The 17,295-nt window shown below is 48.9% G+C and carries 16 protein-coding genes; 7 read left to right on the top strand and 9 right to left on the bottom strand.

Going from position 1 to position 17,295, the window contains the following annotated elements:
* Positions 1 to 214: 214 nt before the first annotated feature.
* The 4 genes from PsW74_RS25150 (at position 215) to PsW74_RS25135 (ending at position 5,171) form a co-directional block, all read left to right on the top strand.
* Positions 215 to 1,075, top strand: a complete 861-nt coding sequence (locus tag PsW74_RS25150; protein WP_063286207.1) for a metallophosphoesterase — start codon at positions 215 to 217, stop codon at positions 1,073 to 1,075.
* 305 nt (positions 1,076 to 1,380) lie between these two features.
* The gene (gene leuC / locus PsW74_RS25145) at positions 1,381 to 2,787 is read left to right on the top strand and encodes a 3-isopropylmalate dehydratase large subunit (protein ID WP_063286462.1); all 1,407 of its coding nucleotides are present in this window, start codon (positions 1,381 to 1,383) and stop codon (positions 2,785 to 2,787) included.
* Between the two features lie 274 nt (positions 2,788 to 3,061).
* Positions 3,062 to 3,619, top strand: coding sequence for an HNH endonuclease (locus PsW74_RS25140; RefSeq protein ID WP_063286206.1), 558 nt, complete (start codon positions 3,062 to 3,064; stop codon positions 3,617 to 3,619).
* Positions 3,620 to 3,746: 127 nt separating this feature from the next.
* Entirely contained in the window at positions 3,747 to 5,171 is a 1,425-nt protein-coding gene (locus tag PsW74_RS25135; RefSeq protein ID WP_193775894.1) for a pilus assembly protein TadG-related protein, read from the top strand.
* Between the two features lie 79 nt (positions 5,172 to 5,250).
* Here the strand turns inward: PsW74_RS25135 and acs are convergent, their stop codons facing one another.
* The 3 genes from acs to PsW74_RS25120 form a co-directional block, all read right to left on the bottom strand.
* Entirely contained in the window at positions 5,251 to 7,200 is a 1,950-nt protein-coding gene (gene acs / locus PsW74_RS25130) for an acetate--CoA ligase (RefSeq protein WP_057464628.1), read from the bottom strand.
* 176 nt (positions 7,201 to 7,376) lie between these two features.
* Positions 7,377 to 7,775: a DUF1761 domain-containing protein gene (locus PsW74_RS25125; protein WP_082597026.1), complete on the bottom strand. Its 399-nt coding sequence runs from the start codon at positions 7,773 to 7,775 to the stop codon at positions 7,377 to 7,379.
* Between the two features lie 163 nt (positions 7,776 to 7,938).
* Positions 7,939 to 8,541 carry a glutathione S-transferase family protein gene (locus tag PsW74_RS25120; protein WP_063286461.1) on the bottom strand — a complete coding sequence of 201 codons (603 nt, stop codon included), beginning with the start codon at positions 8,539 to 8,541 and terminating at the stop codon, positions 7,939 to 7,941.
* 463 nt (positions 8,542 to 9,004) lie between these two features.
* Between PsW74_RS25120 and PsW74_RS25115 the strand changes: the two genes are divergently transcribed.
* The gene (locus PsW74_RS25115; protein WP_063286204.1) at positions 9,005 to 10,348 is read left to right on the top strand and encodes a D-alanyl-D-alanine carboxypeptidase family protein; all 1,344 of its coding nucleotides are present in this window, start codon (positions 9,005 to 9,007) and stop codon (positions 10,346 to 10,348) included.
* Between the two features lie 64 nt (positions 10,349 to 10,412).
* Complete coding sequence (locus PsW74_RS25110; protein WP_082830703.1) at positions 10,413 to 11,501, top strand: GTP-binding protein; 1,089 nt, start codon at positions 10,413 to 10,415, stop codon at positions 11,499 to 11,501.
* Between the two features lie 66 nt (positions 11,502 to 11,567).
* On the opposite strand, the gene PsW74_RS25105 is transcribed toward PsW74_RS25110, so the two are convergent.
* From PsW74_RS25105 to PsW74_RS25080, 6 genes are all read right to left on the bottom strand, one after another.
* Entirely contained in the window at positions 11,568 to 12,449 is an 882-nt protein-coding gene (locus tag PsW74_RS25105) for a 3-hydroxybutyryl-CoA dehydrogenase (RefSeq protein ID WP_063286202.1), read from the bottom strand.
* Positions 12,450 to 12,595: 146 nt separating this feature from the next.
* Entirely contained in the window at positions 12,596 to 13,525 is a 930-nt protein-coding gene (locus PsW74_RS25100; RefSeq protein WP_063286201.1) for an electron transfer flavoprotein subunit alpha/FixB family protein, read from the bottom strand.
* 24 nt (positions 13,526 to 13,549) lie between these two features.
* Positions 13,550 to 14,299: an electron transfer flavoprotein subunit beta/FixA family protein gene (locus PsW74_RS25095; protein WP_057464633.1), complete on the bottom strand. Its 750-nt coding sequence runs from the start codon at positions 14,297 to 14,299 to the stop codon at positions 13,550 to 13,552.
* 290 nt (positions 14,300 to 14,589) lie between these two features.
* A complete protein-coding gene (locus tag PsW74_RS25090; protein WP_063286200.1) occupies positions 14,590 to 15,165 on the bottom strand; it encodes a cob(I)yrinic acid a,c-diamide adenosyltransferase in 576 nt (191 codons plus the stop codon).
* A gap of 23 nt (positions 15,166 to 15,188) precedes the next feature.
* Positions 15,189 to 15,383: a twin transmembrane helix small protein gene (locus PsW74_RS25085; protein WP_063286199.1), complete on the bottom strand. Its 195-nt coding sequence runs from the start codon at positions 15,381 to 15,383 to the stop codon at positions 15,189 to 15,191.
* A 40-nt stretch (positions 15,384 to 15,423) separates the two neighbouring features.
* Complete coding sequence (locus PsW74_RS25080; protein ID WP_208988155.1) at positions 15,424 to 15,954, bottom strand: TspO/MBR family protein; 531 nt, start codon at positions 15,952 to 15,954, stop codon at positions 15,424 to 15,426.
* A 182-nt stretch (positions 15,955 to 16,136) separates the two neighbouring features.
* Between PsW74_RS25080 and PsW74_RS25075 the strand changes: the two genes are divergently transcribed.
* Complete coding sequence (locus tag PsW74_RS25075; RefSeq protein WP_063286198.1) at positions 16,137 to 17,288, top strand: MFS transporter; 1,152 nt, start codon at positions 16,137 to 16,139, stop codon at positions 17,286 to 17,288.
* The last annotated feature ends 7 nt before the right edge of the window (positions 17,289 to 17,295 follow it).

Here is a 17,295-nt window from a genome sequence, read left to right as displayed (position 1 = left end):
CCTTGCTCATCCCGACTTCCGGGAACTCTGGTTCAACACTGCATGAGAGGTCATGTGGTGATGTTGGTGTTTGCAGTATAAATGTGACAGGCTCTGGTGCGCATCCTTTGCGCAAGTTTTCAGGGGGATATTCCGGGGAGCTGTCAGAATACAATTAATCCAAGTGGGTTAGGTTAGTACTGAAAGATGCATTGAGTAGGGAGCTTGAAGGCAAATGGTGATCGCATTCATCATCATTTTCATCATGTTACTCGGTATTTATGCCGTGTTTGTAGAGCCTTGGCTGCCACCGAGAATTACCCGGCATAAAGTTGTTGTTTCTCCAGAAGCTCTTGACCAAAAACCTTTGCAAATTGTTGTTATGACTGATCTGCATGCCTGCTGGCCATGGATGCGTCCTGAACGGATTACGCGCATCGTAGAGCGCGTGAACAGTCTGGAGCCTGACCTTATTGCGCTTTTAGGCGACTACCACACAGCCATGCATCCTCCTTTTGCAAAGCCGTTAGCCTCTGCTGCAGCTTGGGCGCAGCCTATGCAGCATTTGAAGGCACCTCTGGGTGTTTTTGGTGTGCTGGGCAACCATGATTGGCTTGAAGGTGGTGAGGACGCCAGAGAGGCATTGGAAGCTTCTGGAGTGACTGTTCTCGAGAATAGGGCTCAGCGGGTATCTACACGAGGCAACTCTCATGTCTGGCTTTTGGGACTGGATGATCAGTATGGCGAGGCCTGCCAGTTGCACGGGACGGGACGCCGGGATGATCTTGAGGTGGCCTTAAGTCAGGTTGAAGATGACAGCGCCCCGCGGATTTTGCTTGCCCATGAGCCGGACATCTTTCTTGAGGCCAATAAATCCGTAGATTTGACAGTGAGCGGGCATACGCATGGAGGGCAAGTTCGCTTGCCGTTTATTGGTGCATTGACAATACCATCGCGGCTTGACCGGAAGTATGCGAAGGGCGCTTTTGAGGAAAATGGAAGCACTCTCATCGTTGGCAGCGGGCTTGGATGCTCGGGACTTCCAATCCGTTTTCTTTGTCCGCCAGAACTTTTGCTCATAGAAATATATGCTTAGGCTACAGGGTATTGATCGCATCAAAGGGATTGTTTGATTGCGTCTAACTTGCTTTCATTACCTTTCCGTCTTGAGAGAATCTCAAGGCAAAGAAGCTTGATATTTTGGTGATCTGGGCCGATTAATAGAGCCAGTATAGCGGGAGCTTCGTTTATTGTTGCTTCCGTATTTTCAAGATTTATGCGGCCGCAGAGAGCTGCAGGTAATAAGTGAGTGGTCCTGTTTTCTCGGATCTTGAGCGCTTGGTAGGTGCGATCAGAGCCGGATTTGAAACAAGGATCATTCGTTTCCAGGAGACAAGCGCAATGTCGCAGGCCAAAACTCTTTACGATAAGATCTGGGACCACCACGTGGTCAACACGCAAGAAGACGGCACTTGCCTGCTTTACATTGACCGCCACTTGGTACACGAAGTGACGAGCCCGCAGGCATTTGAAGGCCTGCGTATGGCTGGCCGTCAGGTGCGTCACCCAAAGCGTACACTGGCTGTTGTTGACCATAACGTGCCGACCACTGATCGCTCCAAAGGTATTGATGATCCTGAAAGCGCGTTGCAGGTTGATACACTTGCGAAGAATGCTGCTGAGTTTGGCGTTGAATACTATTCAGAGCTCGATCAGCGTCAGGGCGTGGTGCACATCGTGGGTCCAGAGCAGGGCTTTACGCTGCCGGGCATGACGATCGTTTGTGGTGACAGCCATACATCCACTCATGGTGCTTTTGGTTCTCTTGCACACGGTATCGGTACTTCTGAAGTTGAGCACGTTCTGGCGACGCAGACGCTGATTCAGAAGAAAGCGAAAAACCTTCGTGTGACTGTGAATGGTCAGCTGCCGGAAGGTGTGACCGCGAAAGATATCGTACTGGCGATCATTGGAGAGCTGGGTACTGCTGGTGGCACCGGTTACGTCATTGAATATGCTGGTGAAGCGATCCGTAACCTGTCTATGGAAGGTCGTATGACCGTCTGTAACATGTCTATTGAAGCTGGTGCACGTGCTGGTCTGATTGCTCCGGATGAGAAAACCTTTGAGTACCTGAAGGGTCGTCCTAAATCACCTAAGGGCGCCGCATGGGAACAGGCACAAGCTTACTGGGAAACTCTGTTTACTGATGAGAATGCAGAGTTTGATACAGAAATCGTTCTGGATGCTGCGAACCTGCCTCCAATCGTGACCTGGGGTTCTTCTCCTGAGGATGTTGTTTCCGTTACCGGTGTTGTTCCTAATCCGGCTGAGATCGAAGACGACAACCGCCGTGCTTCTAAAGAACGTGCGCTTGAGTACATGGGTGTTGAAGCTGGTCAGAAGATCACTGACATCAAGGTTGACCGTGTGTTTGTTGGTTCTTGCACCAACGGACGTATCGAAGATCTGCGCGAAGCTGCTGCCGTTGTTAAAGGCAAGAAGGTTGCAGACACCGTCAGCGCGATGATCGTTCCGGGTTCTGGTCTGGTGAAAGCACAGGCTGAAGCGGAAGGTCTGGATGAGATCTTCAAAGACGCTGGTTTCGAATGGCGTGAGCCTGGGTGTTCCATGTGTCTGGCGATGAATGCTGACAAATTGAAGCCGGGTGAGCGTTGTGCTTCAACTTCCAACCGTAACTTTGAGGGCCGTCAGGGCTTCAAGGGCCGTACCCACCTTGTTTCTCCAGGAATGGCGGCAGCGGCTGCGATTGCCGGACACTTTGTTGATGTGCGTCACTGGAAGTAATCGCAGATAAAATTTTGTAAATGAGTGGGAGTAGGTGACTATTCCCGCTTTTTTTATTTTAGGACCGACATTGCGACAAAGTGTGTCGTGATAAGCTAATTGTCTGATCTATAGCGGATTTCTGCTGGTGTGCTTTGTCTGTATTTCGAATTCCTTAGGGTAAGGAGGATTGTCAGACTTCACATAGCTGTCATTTGCTGACTACAATATCAAAACATCTCAAGATGATTTCCGCTCAGGCGCTTGTGTTCTGAGCGAGACTCGGGAGCATGTTGTGAACGCAGTCGTTTCAGAAGGCGCATTCCCGGCGCTTGTGTTGAATGCAGATTATCGGCCTCTGTCTTACTACCCCTTGTCTCTGTGGGGGTGGCAAGATGCGGTGAAGGCTGTGTTTTTGGATCGAGTTAGTATCGTCTCTGAATACGATCAGGTTGTGAGAAGCCCAAGCCTTGAGTTTCAACTCCCCAGCGTGGTCGCGCTAAAGTCCTTCGTAGAGACAGAGAGAAACCCTGCTTTTACGCGGTTTAATGTGTTTTTGCGGGATAGATTTCAATGCCAGTATTGCGGATCACTGAAGGATTTGACTTTTGATCATCTCATCCCGCGCAGTAAAGGAGGCCTGACCACTTGGGACAATGTCATTACAGCTTGCTCTCCCTGCAATTTACGCAAGGCAAACAAATCCTGGCAAGAAATGAACATGCGGCCCATGCAAATGCCATTTATTCCACGCGTGCATGACCTACATAACAATGGCCGCCTGTTCCCACCCAACTACCTGCACGAGAGCTGGTTAGATTTCCTCTATTGGGACAGCGAACTCGAACCGTGAAACGCGGTTAATGTTTTGTTAGCCATTAGCCCGAAAACTTTCAATAAAGTTGAGTGATTAATTCCCGAGATACCACCCTTAGATTATGCTAGGCATAATTACATGGGCGTCGATGGTGGGCATCTCGATGGGTTATTTCAGACAATTCTCTACACTTTTCAAAAGGTTCAACCGCTCCGAAGACGGGATGGTGGCGGTTCTTGTCGCAGTGCTCATGGTTTTGATGATTGTGTTTGCTGGAATGGCGATTGATTTCGGCATGGGCTTCAACACTCGCCGCGCAGTAAATCAGGCATTGGATGCAGCAGTGCTAGCTGTTGCTAACAAATTGTCTACGACTGAGCTTAGCAAATCTGATGTTGAACTCTTAGTCGAGCAATACTTCAAGGCGAATATCAAAAATTCTATTGGGAGTGATGCAATTCACACCAAGCCTGTTGTTTCTTATGATCCAAATGGAGACACAATATCTGCTACAGCATCTGCAACAGTAAAAAATAATTTCTCCCCATTAATAAGTCTGCTTAACACAGGAGCTGAGGGCTTGGAGGAGTTAACTGTATCAAGTAGCTCATCAGCCCGCTTTCCTAAGACAAAAGTAGAGGTGGCAGTTGTTGTTGATGTAACGGGCTCAATGTCAGGATCTATTGGTACCCTCAAAACAGCTTCCAGAGACATGCTAAATACCCTTCTTCCTGAAGATGATGACAAATTAAAAAGTCGGGTACGGATTTCTTATGTCCCATATAATGTTGGTGTTAAGCTTGATTGGCAGCTCGCAGCAAAAGCAACTTTCAATAGGAACCAGTATGGTTGTGTTCATGCTCGCATTGGTGATGAGACAGCAACCGGTAAAAGTCATAACTATGAAGATGAAGAAGATGATGAACGTGTAGATTACATTGGGACACATTATGGATGGTGCCCCAACGCAAAAATGGTTCCACTAACCTCTGAGAGAAGTAAGATTGAGAGCTCAATTAATGTGCTTAGAGCAAGCAGTGCAACAGCTGGGCAAATCGGTATTGCTTGGGGATGGTATACTTTGTCCCCCCTCTGGAAAGATTTTTGGCCTTCTGATAGTAAGCCGGACGAATACGGTAAGAATGGGGTCAGAAAGTACGCTGTTTTAATGACCGATGGTTCATTTAATACGTACTACTCCGCAGATTATGGAAATGCGGAAAACGAATTAAAAGAAATCATAAAGAATCGTGGTGACCGTAAAAACGATCATGACCAGATGTATAGTGGTAAACTAGAAATTGAAGATCATGAAAAAATTGCGAGTAAAGTAAAATGGGATTACAGGAGTAATTCTAGTTTAAGTGGAGTTCCTTTTACTACTGCAAAAAAACTTTGCAGAAATATGAAAGAGGAAGGTATTGTAATTTATACGGTTTTCTTTGGTAGTAATTACAATGGTAAGAAAATCATGCAGGAATGCGCTTCTACTTCTAAGACATTTTACCACGCAACTAATAAAAGTGATTTGATTAAAGCGTTTTCAAGTATCGCTAATGATATCAAGAATATCTACCTGTCTCAGTAGTTCTATAGAATTTTTGGTGATAAAAAACCCCGCCAAATCAGCGGGGTTTGTGTTTAAGGCAGGACTAAATACACGTCGCCTACACGGTTTCAGCTTTGTTTTGGCGATTGTCGATTAGGTCGCCTACGACTGTTGGATCAGCGAGTGTTGACGTGTCGCCCAGGTTGTCGAAGCTGTCCTCTGCGATTTTGCGGAGGATGCGGCGCATGATTTTACCGCTGCGGGTCTTTGGCAGGCCCGGGGCGAACTGGATGAGATCTGGGGAGGCAATTGGGCCGATTTCAGCGCGGACATGCTTGACCAATTTCTTCTTCAGTTCTTCAGAGGGCTCTAAGCCTTCCATGAGGGTTACATAGGCGTAGATGCCTTGTCCCTTCACATCATGCGGATAGCCGACTACAGCAGCTTCTGAGACCTCTGGATGGGCGACGAGGGCGCTTTCAACTTCAGCAGTCCCCATGCGGTGACCAGATACGTTGATCACATCGTCAACACGGCCCGTGATCCAGTAGTAGCCATCTTCGTCACGACGGCAGCCATCGCCAGTGAAGTAGAAGCCTTTGTAGGTGGCGAAGTATGTTTGGACGAAGCGCTCATGGTCTCCGTAAACAGTCCGCATCTGGCCTGGCCAGCTGTCTGTTATGACGAGGTTGCCCTCAGTTGCACCTTCCTGGAAGTTGCCTTCAGCATCAACAATTGCTGGCTGAATGCCGAAGAACGGGCGTGTCGCTGAGCCTGGTTTAAGATCGGTTGCCCCTGGTAGAGGCGTGATCAAGATACCGCCAGTTTCGGTTTGCCACCATGTATCAACGATTGGGCAGCGCTGCTCGCCGACCACGTTGTTGTACCATAGCCATGCTTCTGGATTAATTGGCTCGCCGACTGACCCAAGAACGCGCAATGATTTGCGGGATGTATTGGTTACATATTCATCACCAGCGCCCATCAATGCACGGATTGCGGTCGGGGCGGTGTAGAAGATGTTGACGTTGTGTTTGTCACAAACTTCCCAGAAACGGCCTGCTGTCGGATAGGTAGGTACACCCTCAAACATGAGTGTTGTCGCGCCGTTTGCAAGCGGACCGTAGAGGATGTAGCTGTGGCCTGTGACCCAACCAACATCAGCAGTACACCAATAGACCTCGCCTGGATGGTAGTCGAAAACGTATTGATGCGTCATGGAGGCATAAACGAGGTAACCACCAGAGGTATGCATCACGCCTTTTGGCTGACCTGTTGAGCCTGACGTGTAGAGGATGAAGAGCGGGTCTTCAGCATTCATTTCTGCTGGCGGGCAATCTGCAGAAACTTTCTCGGTTTCTTCATGATACCAGAGGTCGCGGCCGTCCATCATGTTGACGTTGCCACCGGTGCGTTTCACCACGAAGACCTTGTCGACATTGCCGCATTTTTCGATTGCGCGGTCAGTGTTTTCTTTCAAAGGTACAGTTCGGCCACCGCGGACGCCTTCGTCAGCTGTGATGACAAAGCGTGATTTACAGTCTTCAATACGTCCGGCCAAACTGTCAGGTGAGAAACCGCCGAACACAACAGAGTGCACTGCGCCGATCCGGGCACACGCAAGCATTGCGTAGGCTGCTTCAGGGATCATTGGCATATAGACAGTGACGCGATCGCCTTTTTGCACGCCATTGGCCAACATCACGTTTGCGAAACGGTTCACTTCTTCAGAAAGCTGTTTGTAGGTGATTGTCTTGCTTTGATCCGGCTCATCACCCTCCCAGATGATTGCAGGCTGATCACCGCGTTCTGCCAGATGACGGTCAATACAGTTGGCTGCTACGTTCAGCGTGCCGTCTTCAAACCATTTGATGGAAACATTGTGGTAGTCATAGGACGTGTTTTTGACCTTGGAATAAGGCTTTATCCAGTCAATCCGTTTCCCATGCTCTCCCCAGAACCCGTCTGGATCCTCAACGGACTTCTTGTACATTTCCAAGTACTGCTCGTTGTTGAGCAGAGCGTTTTCGGCAATCTCAGCCGGTACTGGATATACATCACCAGTCATGGTCAATCTCCCCATTTCCTCCACGGGTAATCACATACCCAACTCCTGTGGCGTATTATGGGCAGCTGCCGTTGGGGCGTCTAGCGAATATGCTTCGAACTTTCGTAGGTCCCATTGTCTCTAGGTTCGTTTGGCCTACGAAAATTCAGCAATACGAGATATCAAGTTACCCGGAACTAGCCAGAAATCAGCGCATAAACTGCGCCTTGAACCATCAAAACACCGAGCCAATGGCCAGCATCGATGAGCGTCAGCATCCATGAAGCCCGTTGGAATTTGTGATTGACGATCAGGCCTGTGAGTACAAAGCCACCCCAGATTACGATTGCTGCAGTCACGCCACTGGCAATGGTGACTGAGCCTGAGTAAACGAGGATCCCAGCAAGGACGAAAGCCATGATCATTTCGCAGAGAAAAGTTATGACGTAAGTGGAAGGAGACATTTGAACGTCTTCTTCTGAGATGCCGACAGCTTTCATCCAAGAATATGAAAGCACATAGTACCAGATAGATCCGAAAATATATGAAGCGATTCCCGCAGCAAGCACACCCGGTAAGTAAATTCCTTCAATCATATCAATACACCTTGTAAAAGATATGGTGTGCACATGACTTGAGTATTTATTATTCGAAAAATGTATTGAAAATATTTGGTAGCTTCAAGTCCCAGCGGATTTGTAGCTGGCTGTTGAAACAATAGGAGAGGGTGGACAAGACCACCCTCAAAATTCAGGTAGGTTATTGCATTGCCGCAGCTTTTTCATTGGCCTTTGCAAGAGCTGGACGACTCAAAGTTCTTGAAAAATATTTGCTAACGGGTCCTTCCGGCCATTCGAACTTGGAGACTTTGGCCCAGATTGCACAATGACCGATGATGATATCAGCAATTGTGAAGGTGTCGCCCATTGCCCAAGTGTTTTCGCCAAGGCGTTTTTCAAGCTGCTGCATCGATCTGTTCCACTCAAATCGGCAGGCGGGTTTGATGTCTGGTACGCGTTGGTCTTCCGGGTGAATGAATGAGTGTTTTGCAGCCATCCAGAGAATGGAGTCCATTTCATCGAGCGCAAAGTTGGTAAAACTATCCTGCCGGGCACGATCTAAAGTTCCTGATGGGAACGACAGGCTGGAATGTTTGTCTGCCAAATAGGTACAGATTGCTGTTGAATCGTAGATGGTTTCTCCATCAACGATCAGGGCAGGGATCTTGCCTGATGGGTTTACGGCATAAACATCTTCCTGATGAGGTTTGCTAGGCACGACCTCGTAAGGCAAGTTCAGTTCTTCCAGCAACCAGAGTACCCGCATGGTTCTTGATTGTGGGTGGCCAATAACTTTGTACATAAGTTCCTCCTCTTGGATCTGATCATCTGCGTTGATTACGAAAAAGAAAAGCAAGAATGAGTGTGACTTGAGGATAAGCTTTCAAATTACAAGGCACGCAGCGTTTAATAGGCAAAGTTGATCGATGCTGAGGTGAGTAAAAAGAAATGCCCCTTACAACTGAAGGGGTGATTACGACAGTGTCTCTTTGGTAGTTTGATTTCACAAAATAACCATCACAAGAAAATGCCTTGAAATGTTTGGAAATGGCGGTCTTTTGCTGATATTGTCACCCTAATATTTCAGGAGAGATATCAATATTTATTCCCGGTGTCTGGTGACATAGTTTTTATTGTTTACCCCTACTGTATTTCCTAACGGTAGCTTGGGCTGTTCATGAAACTAAACTAGCAACTTAGCTATCGAAGACAGCTATGCAATGGTTGTTTGCTGCATAAACTGGTAGGCGTGGAGCGGTAAGATCGTGAATTTTTCGGTTTATTGGATTGCCCAGAAACTTCGATTTTTTGCTGTTTTTGCAATAGCTTTGGCCTCCGTGCTGACAAATGCTCGTGCAGATGTTGCTGCATGGCTGTTGATGGATGCCGACAATGGACACGTTTTGGAGCAGAATGGTGCTTTCGACCGTTGGTACCCAGCTTCCCTAACAAAGATGATGACCGCCTATATCGCTTTTAAGAGTATCTCTCAGGGTGAGATGGCCATGAGCGATATGGTGATGGTCTCTCAAAACGCACTCAACCAGCCACCAAGCAAGATGGGGTTTAAGGTCGGCACGACAATCACGCTCGACAATGCCTTGAAAATGATCCTTGTGAAGTCGGCCAATGATATTGCAGTAGCTGTTGCTGAACGGGTAGGTGGGACTGAAGAAAGCTTTATCAGCCAGATGAATGCGACTGCGCGTCGGTTGGGGATGACGCATACTAATTTTGTCAATCCTCACGGGCTACCAGATAATCGTCAGGTTTCATCTGCACGTGATATGGCGCTGCTTGCAAGTGCGCTGTGGAACCAGTTTCCGCAGTATCGTTCTTATATGAGTCACCCGGGAATTCGATTTGGCCGAAGAACATTTCGGTCTGGAAACAGGGATTTTCTTCTGCGTACTGCTGGGGCTAATGGCTTGAAAACTGGATATATTTGTAATTCCGGTTTCAATGTAGCGACTTCTGCAACACGCAATGGAAGAACAGTTATCGCTGTTGTTTTGGGGGCTGCTTCCAGCCTGGAGCGCTCAGCGTTTGCCAAGAAACTCATTGATAGCGGTTTCAAGAAGACAGCAGGAAGCAAAATTACTGCTTTCCGCGGCAGTGGGAACATCAACCCACCAAAGGACCACTACTGCAAGCGCAATGCCAAGCCAACGGCTCAGCAACTTGTTGATCGCTTTGGGACAAAACGTGGTTCTGCCAGCATGATGGCTTATGCCGATGCCGGCAGTCCGAGCCCACGCGGAAAATCCATTCGTCTTTCCAAGAAGAAAGTGAACTGGGGTTTGGTCTATGAAGAAATTCTGGGTCCACAGCTGAAGTCATATGCACCGGTGACTGTGCGCATTGGCAATGAGCATCCGGTTGTCGCACTGAAAAAGCTTGGAAATGCAGTGCCTTTGCCAATACCGAAACCAGGGTCGCAAAAAGGTTTGGAGCCTGCGCCGATTGGAGGCATTCAGCAACTTAATGTGCCAGTGGGCAAGGGTGCTTCTTTGCGGCCTTTGAAATCGACTTCTAAACGAGATTTGTTTGGCAGCCCGGGTGGGCTCTATGCTAATACGTCTGCCTTCGGTAAAACGCAGTCACCGTAGCTACAGGCAGTGCAGAATTATGGCTAGTACCCAAGAGAGGCGGAGTCCGCCAACCCCGATCCCAATGAGCGTCATTACTGGCTTTCTGGGAGCAGGTAAAACAACGCTTCTTAATCGAATTCTCAAAGAGCCAGTGTTGGAAAATACAGCGGTTATCATCAATGAATTTGGTGAGATCGGTCTGGATCATTTGCTCGTAGATACCATTGATGATGGAATTATAGAGCTCTCATCTGGTTGTTTGTGCTGCACTATTCGTGGTGATCTCATCAACACGCTGGAAGATATTCTGCGCCGTATCGACAATGGCCGCATGAAGAAGATCGACCGTGTGATTATTGAAACAACCGGTTTGGCTGATCCTGCTCCAGTGTTGCACACTGTGATGCTGCATCCGTATTTGGTTATGCGATACCGTCTTGATGGCGTGGTGACATTGGTCGATTCCGTCAACGGTTTGGATACGATCCATTCTCATGAGGAAGCAGTCAAACAAGTTGCTGTTGCTGATCGTATCGTGATGACGAAGACGGATTTGCAGGAGCCTTCTGATGATTTACTGGCTGAGCTGAAGCATCTGAACCCTGGCGCAACTGTGCTTAATGCTCAAGATGGCTCTGCAACGGCTGCTGCTCTCATCAATTGCGGGCTGTACAATCCTGAGAGCAAAATCCCAGATGTTCAGAAATGGTTGAGGGAAGAGGCGTACAAAGATGAGCACGCTTCACATGATCATCACGGACACCACCATCATGATCCGAACCGCCATGGCAAAGATGTTCGTGCCTTTACGCTTGAGACCGACAGCGCGATCCCCAATGCTGCACTGGAGATGTTCCTAGATCTACTGCGCTCTGCACATGGCCCTAAGCTTTTGCGCGTTAAGGGGATTATAAAGACTGTAGAACACCCGGATCAGCCTTTGGTGATCCATGGGGTGCAGCATGTCTTCCATCCACCTGCACGGCTTGCAGAATGGCCTGATGCGGATCAGAGAACGCGGCTCGTCTTCATTACCAAAGGCCTTTCTGAGGGCTTTGTGAAGAAGATGTTTGATGCATTCACTGGTGGTGTTGCTGCCGACACGCCTGACCGCACTGCGATGATGGATAATCCACTTTCCATTGGTGGATTCAGCGGTACGTTTAAGTAACCAGCTGAACCGCAGCAATAAAAAAGCCCGCTCAAGTGGCGGGCTTTTGTGTGTCTTATAAACGCTTTAGCGCGTAGGGACTGGAACCTCACCGCGGTAGTCATAGAAACCACGCTGAGTTTTGCGTCCAAGCCAGCCAGCCTCAACGTACTTCACGAGTAGTGGGCATGGGCGGTATTTGCTGTCTGCAAGGCCTTCATAGAGCACCTGCATGATGGACAGGCAAATATCCAGACCAATGAAATCAGCCAGTTGCAGCGGGCCCATCGGATGATTTGCACCTAGGCGCATTGCTGTGTCGATTGCTTCAACAGAGCCAACACCTTCATAAAGAGTGTAGATCGCTTCGTTGATCATTGGCAGCAGAATACGGTTCACCATAAAGGCTGGGAAGTCTTCTGAAACTGCAATCGTTTTATGCAAACCGAGGGTGTAGCCCTTGGAAAGTTCAAAGGTTTCATCGCTGGTTGCAATGCCACGAACAAGCTCAACAAGTTCCATAAGCGGAACCGGATTCATGAAGTGGATACCGATGAATTTTTCCGGACGGTCTGTAGCGGATGCCAGACGCGTGATGGAAATAGACGAAGTGTTTGTGCCAAGAATGGCATCAGGCTTCAAAATCGGGCAAACACTTTGATAAACCTTGCGTTTGACCTGCTCGTTTTCACTCACAGCTTCAACAACGAGGTCTGCATCGCTTAGGGATTTAACATCGTCAGATGTTTTGATACGGGTAAGAGCGAGGTCGCGATCTTCTTCAGTGATCGTGCCCTTTGAGATCTGACGTGCCATATTGCCATTGATGCTGGCCAGGCCTCTGTCGATACGATCCTGATCGATATCGTGAAGCACGATATCGTATCCTGCCAAAGCACTTACGTGTGCGATGCCATTGCCCATTTGACCGGCGCCAATAACACCGACTTTCTTTACTTCGACCACCATTGTCAGATCCAAATTCTTACAAGCATCGGTTAAACGTGCTTTGACGTTCTCGTAACAACATACATCGCAAGTCTTGCCTCAAACAGCAAGAACCCCAGAATGAAATATTAACATCCCGGGGTTCCTGAAAAGCTAATCAAATATGATTAGAGGGCTTTTTCCAGTTCAGGAAGAGCCTCGAACAGGTCTGCGACAAGTCCGTAATCAGCAACCTGGAAGATTGGTGCTTCTTCGTCTTTGTTAATTGCGACGATGATCTTGGAATCTTTCATGCCTGCAAGGTGCTGAATTGCACCGGAAATGCCGCAAGCGATGTAAAGATCAGGTGCAACAACCTTACCGGTCTGGCCAACCTGCCAATCGTTTGGTGCGTAACCAGCATCAACAGCTGCACGGGATGCACCGATTGCTGCGCCGAGCTTGTCAGCAACAGGGGTGATGACTTCGTTGAACTTCTCTTCGGAACCGAGAGCACGACCACCGGAGATGATGATTTTAGCGCCTGCGAGTTCCGGACGATCAGACGCTGCGATTTCTTCACCCACGAAGGAGGAAATTGCCGGATCAGCAGAAGCAGCAGCAGCTTCAATCGGAGCAGAGCCGCCTTCAGCAGTTGCAGCGAAGGATGCTGTACGAACAGTCAGAACCTTCTTTGCATCAGCAGACTGTACAGTTTGGATTGCGTTACCTGCATAGATTGGACGCTTGAACGTGTCCGCAGATTCAACGGCAATGATTTCAGAGATCTGCATCACGTCGAGCTTAGCAGCAACGCGTGGCAGAGTGTTTTTGCCATTGGTTGTTGCTGCAGCAACAACAGCGTCGTAATCAGCAGCAAGTGCAACGATCAGATCGCCAACTGGTTCAGCAAGCTGGTGCTCATAAGCTGCATCGTCAGCAACAAGAACTTTAGCAACGCCAGACAGTTTGGAAGCAGCTTCAGCTGCCGCGCCACAGTCTTTACCAGCAACGAGAACATGAACGTCGCCGCCCATTTCTACAGCTGCTGTCAGTGCCTTAGCCGTTGCTTCGTTCAAAGCAGAATTGGAATGTTCAGCCACAAGAAGCGTGGTCATAATGCTAACTCCTCTTGACCTATCTTAAAGAACGCCAGCTTCGTTTTTGAGCTTGTCTACCAGCTCATCAACGGAAGCGACCTTAACGCCTGCCTTGCGTGCATCAGGCTCAGCAGTGTTGAGAACCTTGAGGCGAGGGGTAGCGTCTACGCCATAGTCCGCCAATGTTTTCTCAGCAATCGGCTTTTTCTTTGCCTTCATGATGTTTGGCAGAGAAGCGTAGCGAGGCTCGTTCAAACGCAGGTCAGTGGTGACAATCGCTGGCATGTTCAGCTTTACAGTCTGCAGACCACCGTCGATTTCGCGGGTGACGTCTACTGTGTTATCGCCAAGGTCAACCTTGGAAGCGAATGTGCCCTGTGCCCAGCCCAGAAGTGCAGCAAGCATCTGACCTGTCTGGTTGCAGTCGTCATCAATCGCCTGTTTGCCGAGGATAACGAGACCTGGCTCTTCTTCGTCAACGATGCCTTTGAGAACCTTAGCTACTGCGAGAGGCTCAGCAATGTCGTCGGTCTGAACGAGGATACCGCGGTCAGCGCCCATTGCGAGGCCGGTGCGGATCGTTTCAGTCGCCTGCTTAGGGCCGATGGAAACAACAATGATCTCAGTTGCTTTACCAGCTTCTTTCAGGCGAAGAGCCTCTTCAACGGCGATTTCGTCGAAAGGGTTCATGGACATTTTGACGTTTGCGAGTTCAACGCCGGAGCCATCCGCTTTCACGCGAACTTTTACGTTATAGTCAACGACCCGTTTTACGGGCACGAGAATTTTCATGTTCCTAGAACCTCCACTAGAAATGCAGGGGAGTATGCGTCGCCACCAAGTTGATAAGACACAGCTTCCGCCGGGCTACCAGAGCCAAAAGGGAATGCAAATTGCATTACATTTGCGGCGACCGTACTGAGCAATTTTGGGGCTGTCAACGATCGCCTAGGGTAAATAGGTATTGGGTTTCAACCAATGTATAAGGCCAAGTGGCCTTATGGTGAAGATAGTTGTCCATAAGTGTTGATAGTTTACCTATTCGTCAAGCACCTTTGATCAAATTCTTCATCAAAAAATCGCTATCTGTTTTTGCCCGCTACCCACAAAACATCGCCTTCGCCCTTCAAATTTGCATAGCGAGATGCAACGAAGAAGAGGTCGGAGAGGCGGTTGAGATACTGCAGAGCTTGCTTGTTGACCTTCTCTTTTTGAGAGAGTGCTGCAACGAGACGCTCAGCGCGGCGAGAGACGGTTCTGGCTTGATGCAAGTGCGTTGCCAGCGGTGTGCCACCCGGTAATACAAATGATTTCAAAGGTGTAAGCTCAACGTTCATCTGGTCGATTGCGTCTTCCAGAGCGCTTATCTGATTATCTGTGATGCGCAGCGGTTCGTATCCGAGCTCTTCGCCGGTGTCTGGTGTTGCCAGATCGGCGCCGAGATCGAACAAGTCGTTCTGAATACGGCCAAGCAGTTCATCCAATACTGGCATCTCTTTGGATGCGTGCAGGCGGACTATGCCGACGACTGAGTTGGTTTCATCAACGGTTCCGTAGGCCTCAATGCGCAGATCGTGCTTTTGCCTGCGCTCTCCGCTGCCAAGTGCAGTGGTGCCGTCGTCGCCAGTTTTTGTATAGATCTTATTGAGAGTGACCATTTTCTACCAGTTTCAAACCAAAATCAGGATGTGCTTGCGAAGTAAACGGAAAGCATAATCAATATGATAGCTGCGAACTGCAACAGAACACGATATCTCATAAGCTTTTGCGAACGGTTTGGATCTCCACCGCGCATCATGTTCCAAAGGCCGAGGGCGAGGACCAGAGCGACGGCGAATAGAGCAATAGGAACTAGAGTGGCAACAATACCGCTCATCAAAATCTCCAATAATAAAAGTCTCGATTGAGGTGTTGGATTAATTCAGAACCACAATAGAGGCATTCAGGACGGCTGCAAAGCTAACCCAAAGGAGATAGGGCAGATATAGCCATGCTGCAAAGATTTGCGCTCTATAAAATAGGCGGAAAGTGAAAAAACTTAGCGCGAGCAAGATGATAAGGACAATAAGGCCAAGTGCAGGGTTTTGCTGTCCGAAGAATGCCCAGGACCAAATGCCATTTAAAAACAACACTATAACGAAAGTTAGCTGAATGCTGGTTTTCGAAGGTGATTTGGCTGCCTCGTTGGTGCCAGTCTGTTGAAATTCGGTGGCCAGCCAGATGCTGATGCCAAGAAGTGCGTAAAGAACGGACCAGACCGGCGCAAAAATCCAATCAGGTGGATTGAAGGATGGTTTGTTGAGAGAGGCGTACCATTCAGGGATGGCCGGTGCAGTAACGATGCCGCCGTAAGCTGCTGTTGCATAACACAAAAGCCCCCATCCAACGAGACGACTCCAGACAACTCTGTTCTTTAACTTGGCTTTTGTGGTGTCGCTAAGGGGCACGGAAATTCCTTTTGAAAGGTTTTGTGCAGAGTTGCGTTTTTTGCGCATATTCCGCGTTGATTTGCGTTGTTACGTCAGCAAACGGCGTTGTGTTGTATTAGGTGCTCTACACAGCTTGCATTTTTCTAAAATATCACGCTAGATATTTAATAGGTCGTTTTTCTCTCTTCAAAGCTTTTTCCATGACACAACAAGCAGTCCTTGGTGCGCGCGATGTGAATCTTATTCGCGGCGTCTTCTTTCTTCAACCCATCGCGCTTGGCGCCTGGTTTCCACGCATCGCAGAAATTCAGCAAAGACTTCAGGTGAGTGAAGGGGAGTTTGCCCTTGCTCTTGTCGGAATGCCGGTTGGGCTGCTGTTCATGCTGATGTTTGCCGGGCGACTAACGGAGAAGTTTGGTGCACGCCAACTTTTGATTGCGGGCTTGTTTGCGTTCATCTGTCTGATGCCATTGCCGACGTATGCCGAATCCATTCTGCAGCTGTTTGTTTATTTGGCAGTTGTTGGCAGCGCATTGGCGTTTGTGGAACTGTGCATGAACGTGATTGCGGATAAAACCGAGCGGAAGAGCGGACAGCTCATTATGTCGGGTTGTCATGGCTTGTGGAGTCTTGGGGTGCTGGTGGGAAGTCTGATCAGCTCAGGCTTTTCCTGGGTTGGCTATGGTCCATCTGAAAGCATTCTCATGGCAAGTGGTATGGCGTTATTGCCAGCGCTGTTTACCTCCTACAGCCTGACAGAAGGCCGGGAGCCGGATGTCGCTGAGAAATCTGAAAGTGGTTTTCAAATGCCGAGCGGCGCGCTGATTGCGGTGTGCTTCTTCGCGTTTGGCATCACCATGACGGAAGGTGCGATTGCGGACTGGTCTGCGATTTATGTGACTGATCTGTTTGATCTATCTGCTGGTTACGCAGGTATTGCCTATAGCGCTTTTGCTCTGATGGTGACATTCGGGCGCTTAACCGGAGACTGGTTGCGATCTCGTGTTGACGTTCAGATCGCAGCTGCCGGGATTGTTATCCTTGCTCTCATTGGCGTCGGAATTCTGGTGATTTCGCCGAACTATGCGGTGTCATTGCTTGGTTTCGGACTGGTTGGGCTGGGCGTTTCCGGGGGCTTTCCACTGGCTGTTACGGCTGCTGCTGAAAAACCGGGTCGCTCTGCTGCTGTCAATGTGGGCTTGATGACGCAGATTGCTCTCGGCGGTTTCCTCGTGGGTCCTCTCGTTATCGGTTATGCCGCTGATCATCTCGGTATCCAGGGCGGCTTTATGCTGATGTTACCGGCACTTGTGCTGAGCTTGCTGATGAGCCGGTCTTTGATTAAGCGGTGAGGGGAAG

Origin of the sequence: Pseudovibrio sp. W74 (assembly GCF_001623085.1) — a bacterium.
Classification (GTDB): domain Bacteria; phylum Pseudomonadota; class Alphaproteobacteria; order Rhizobiales; family Stappiaceae; genus Pseudovibrio.
This window is presented reverse-complemented; position numbering and strand designations above follow the sequence as displayed.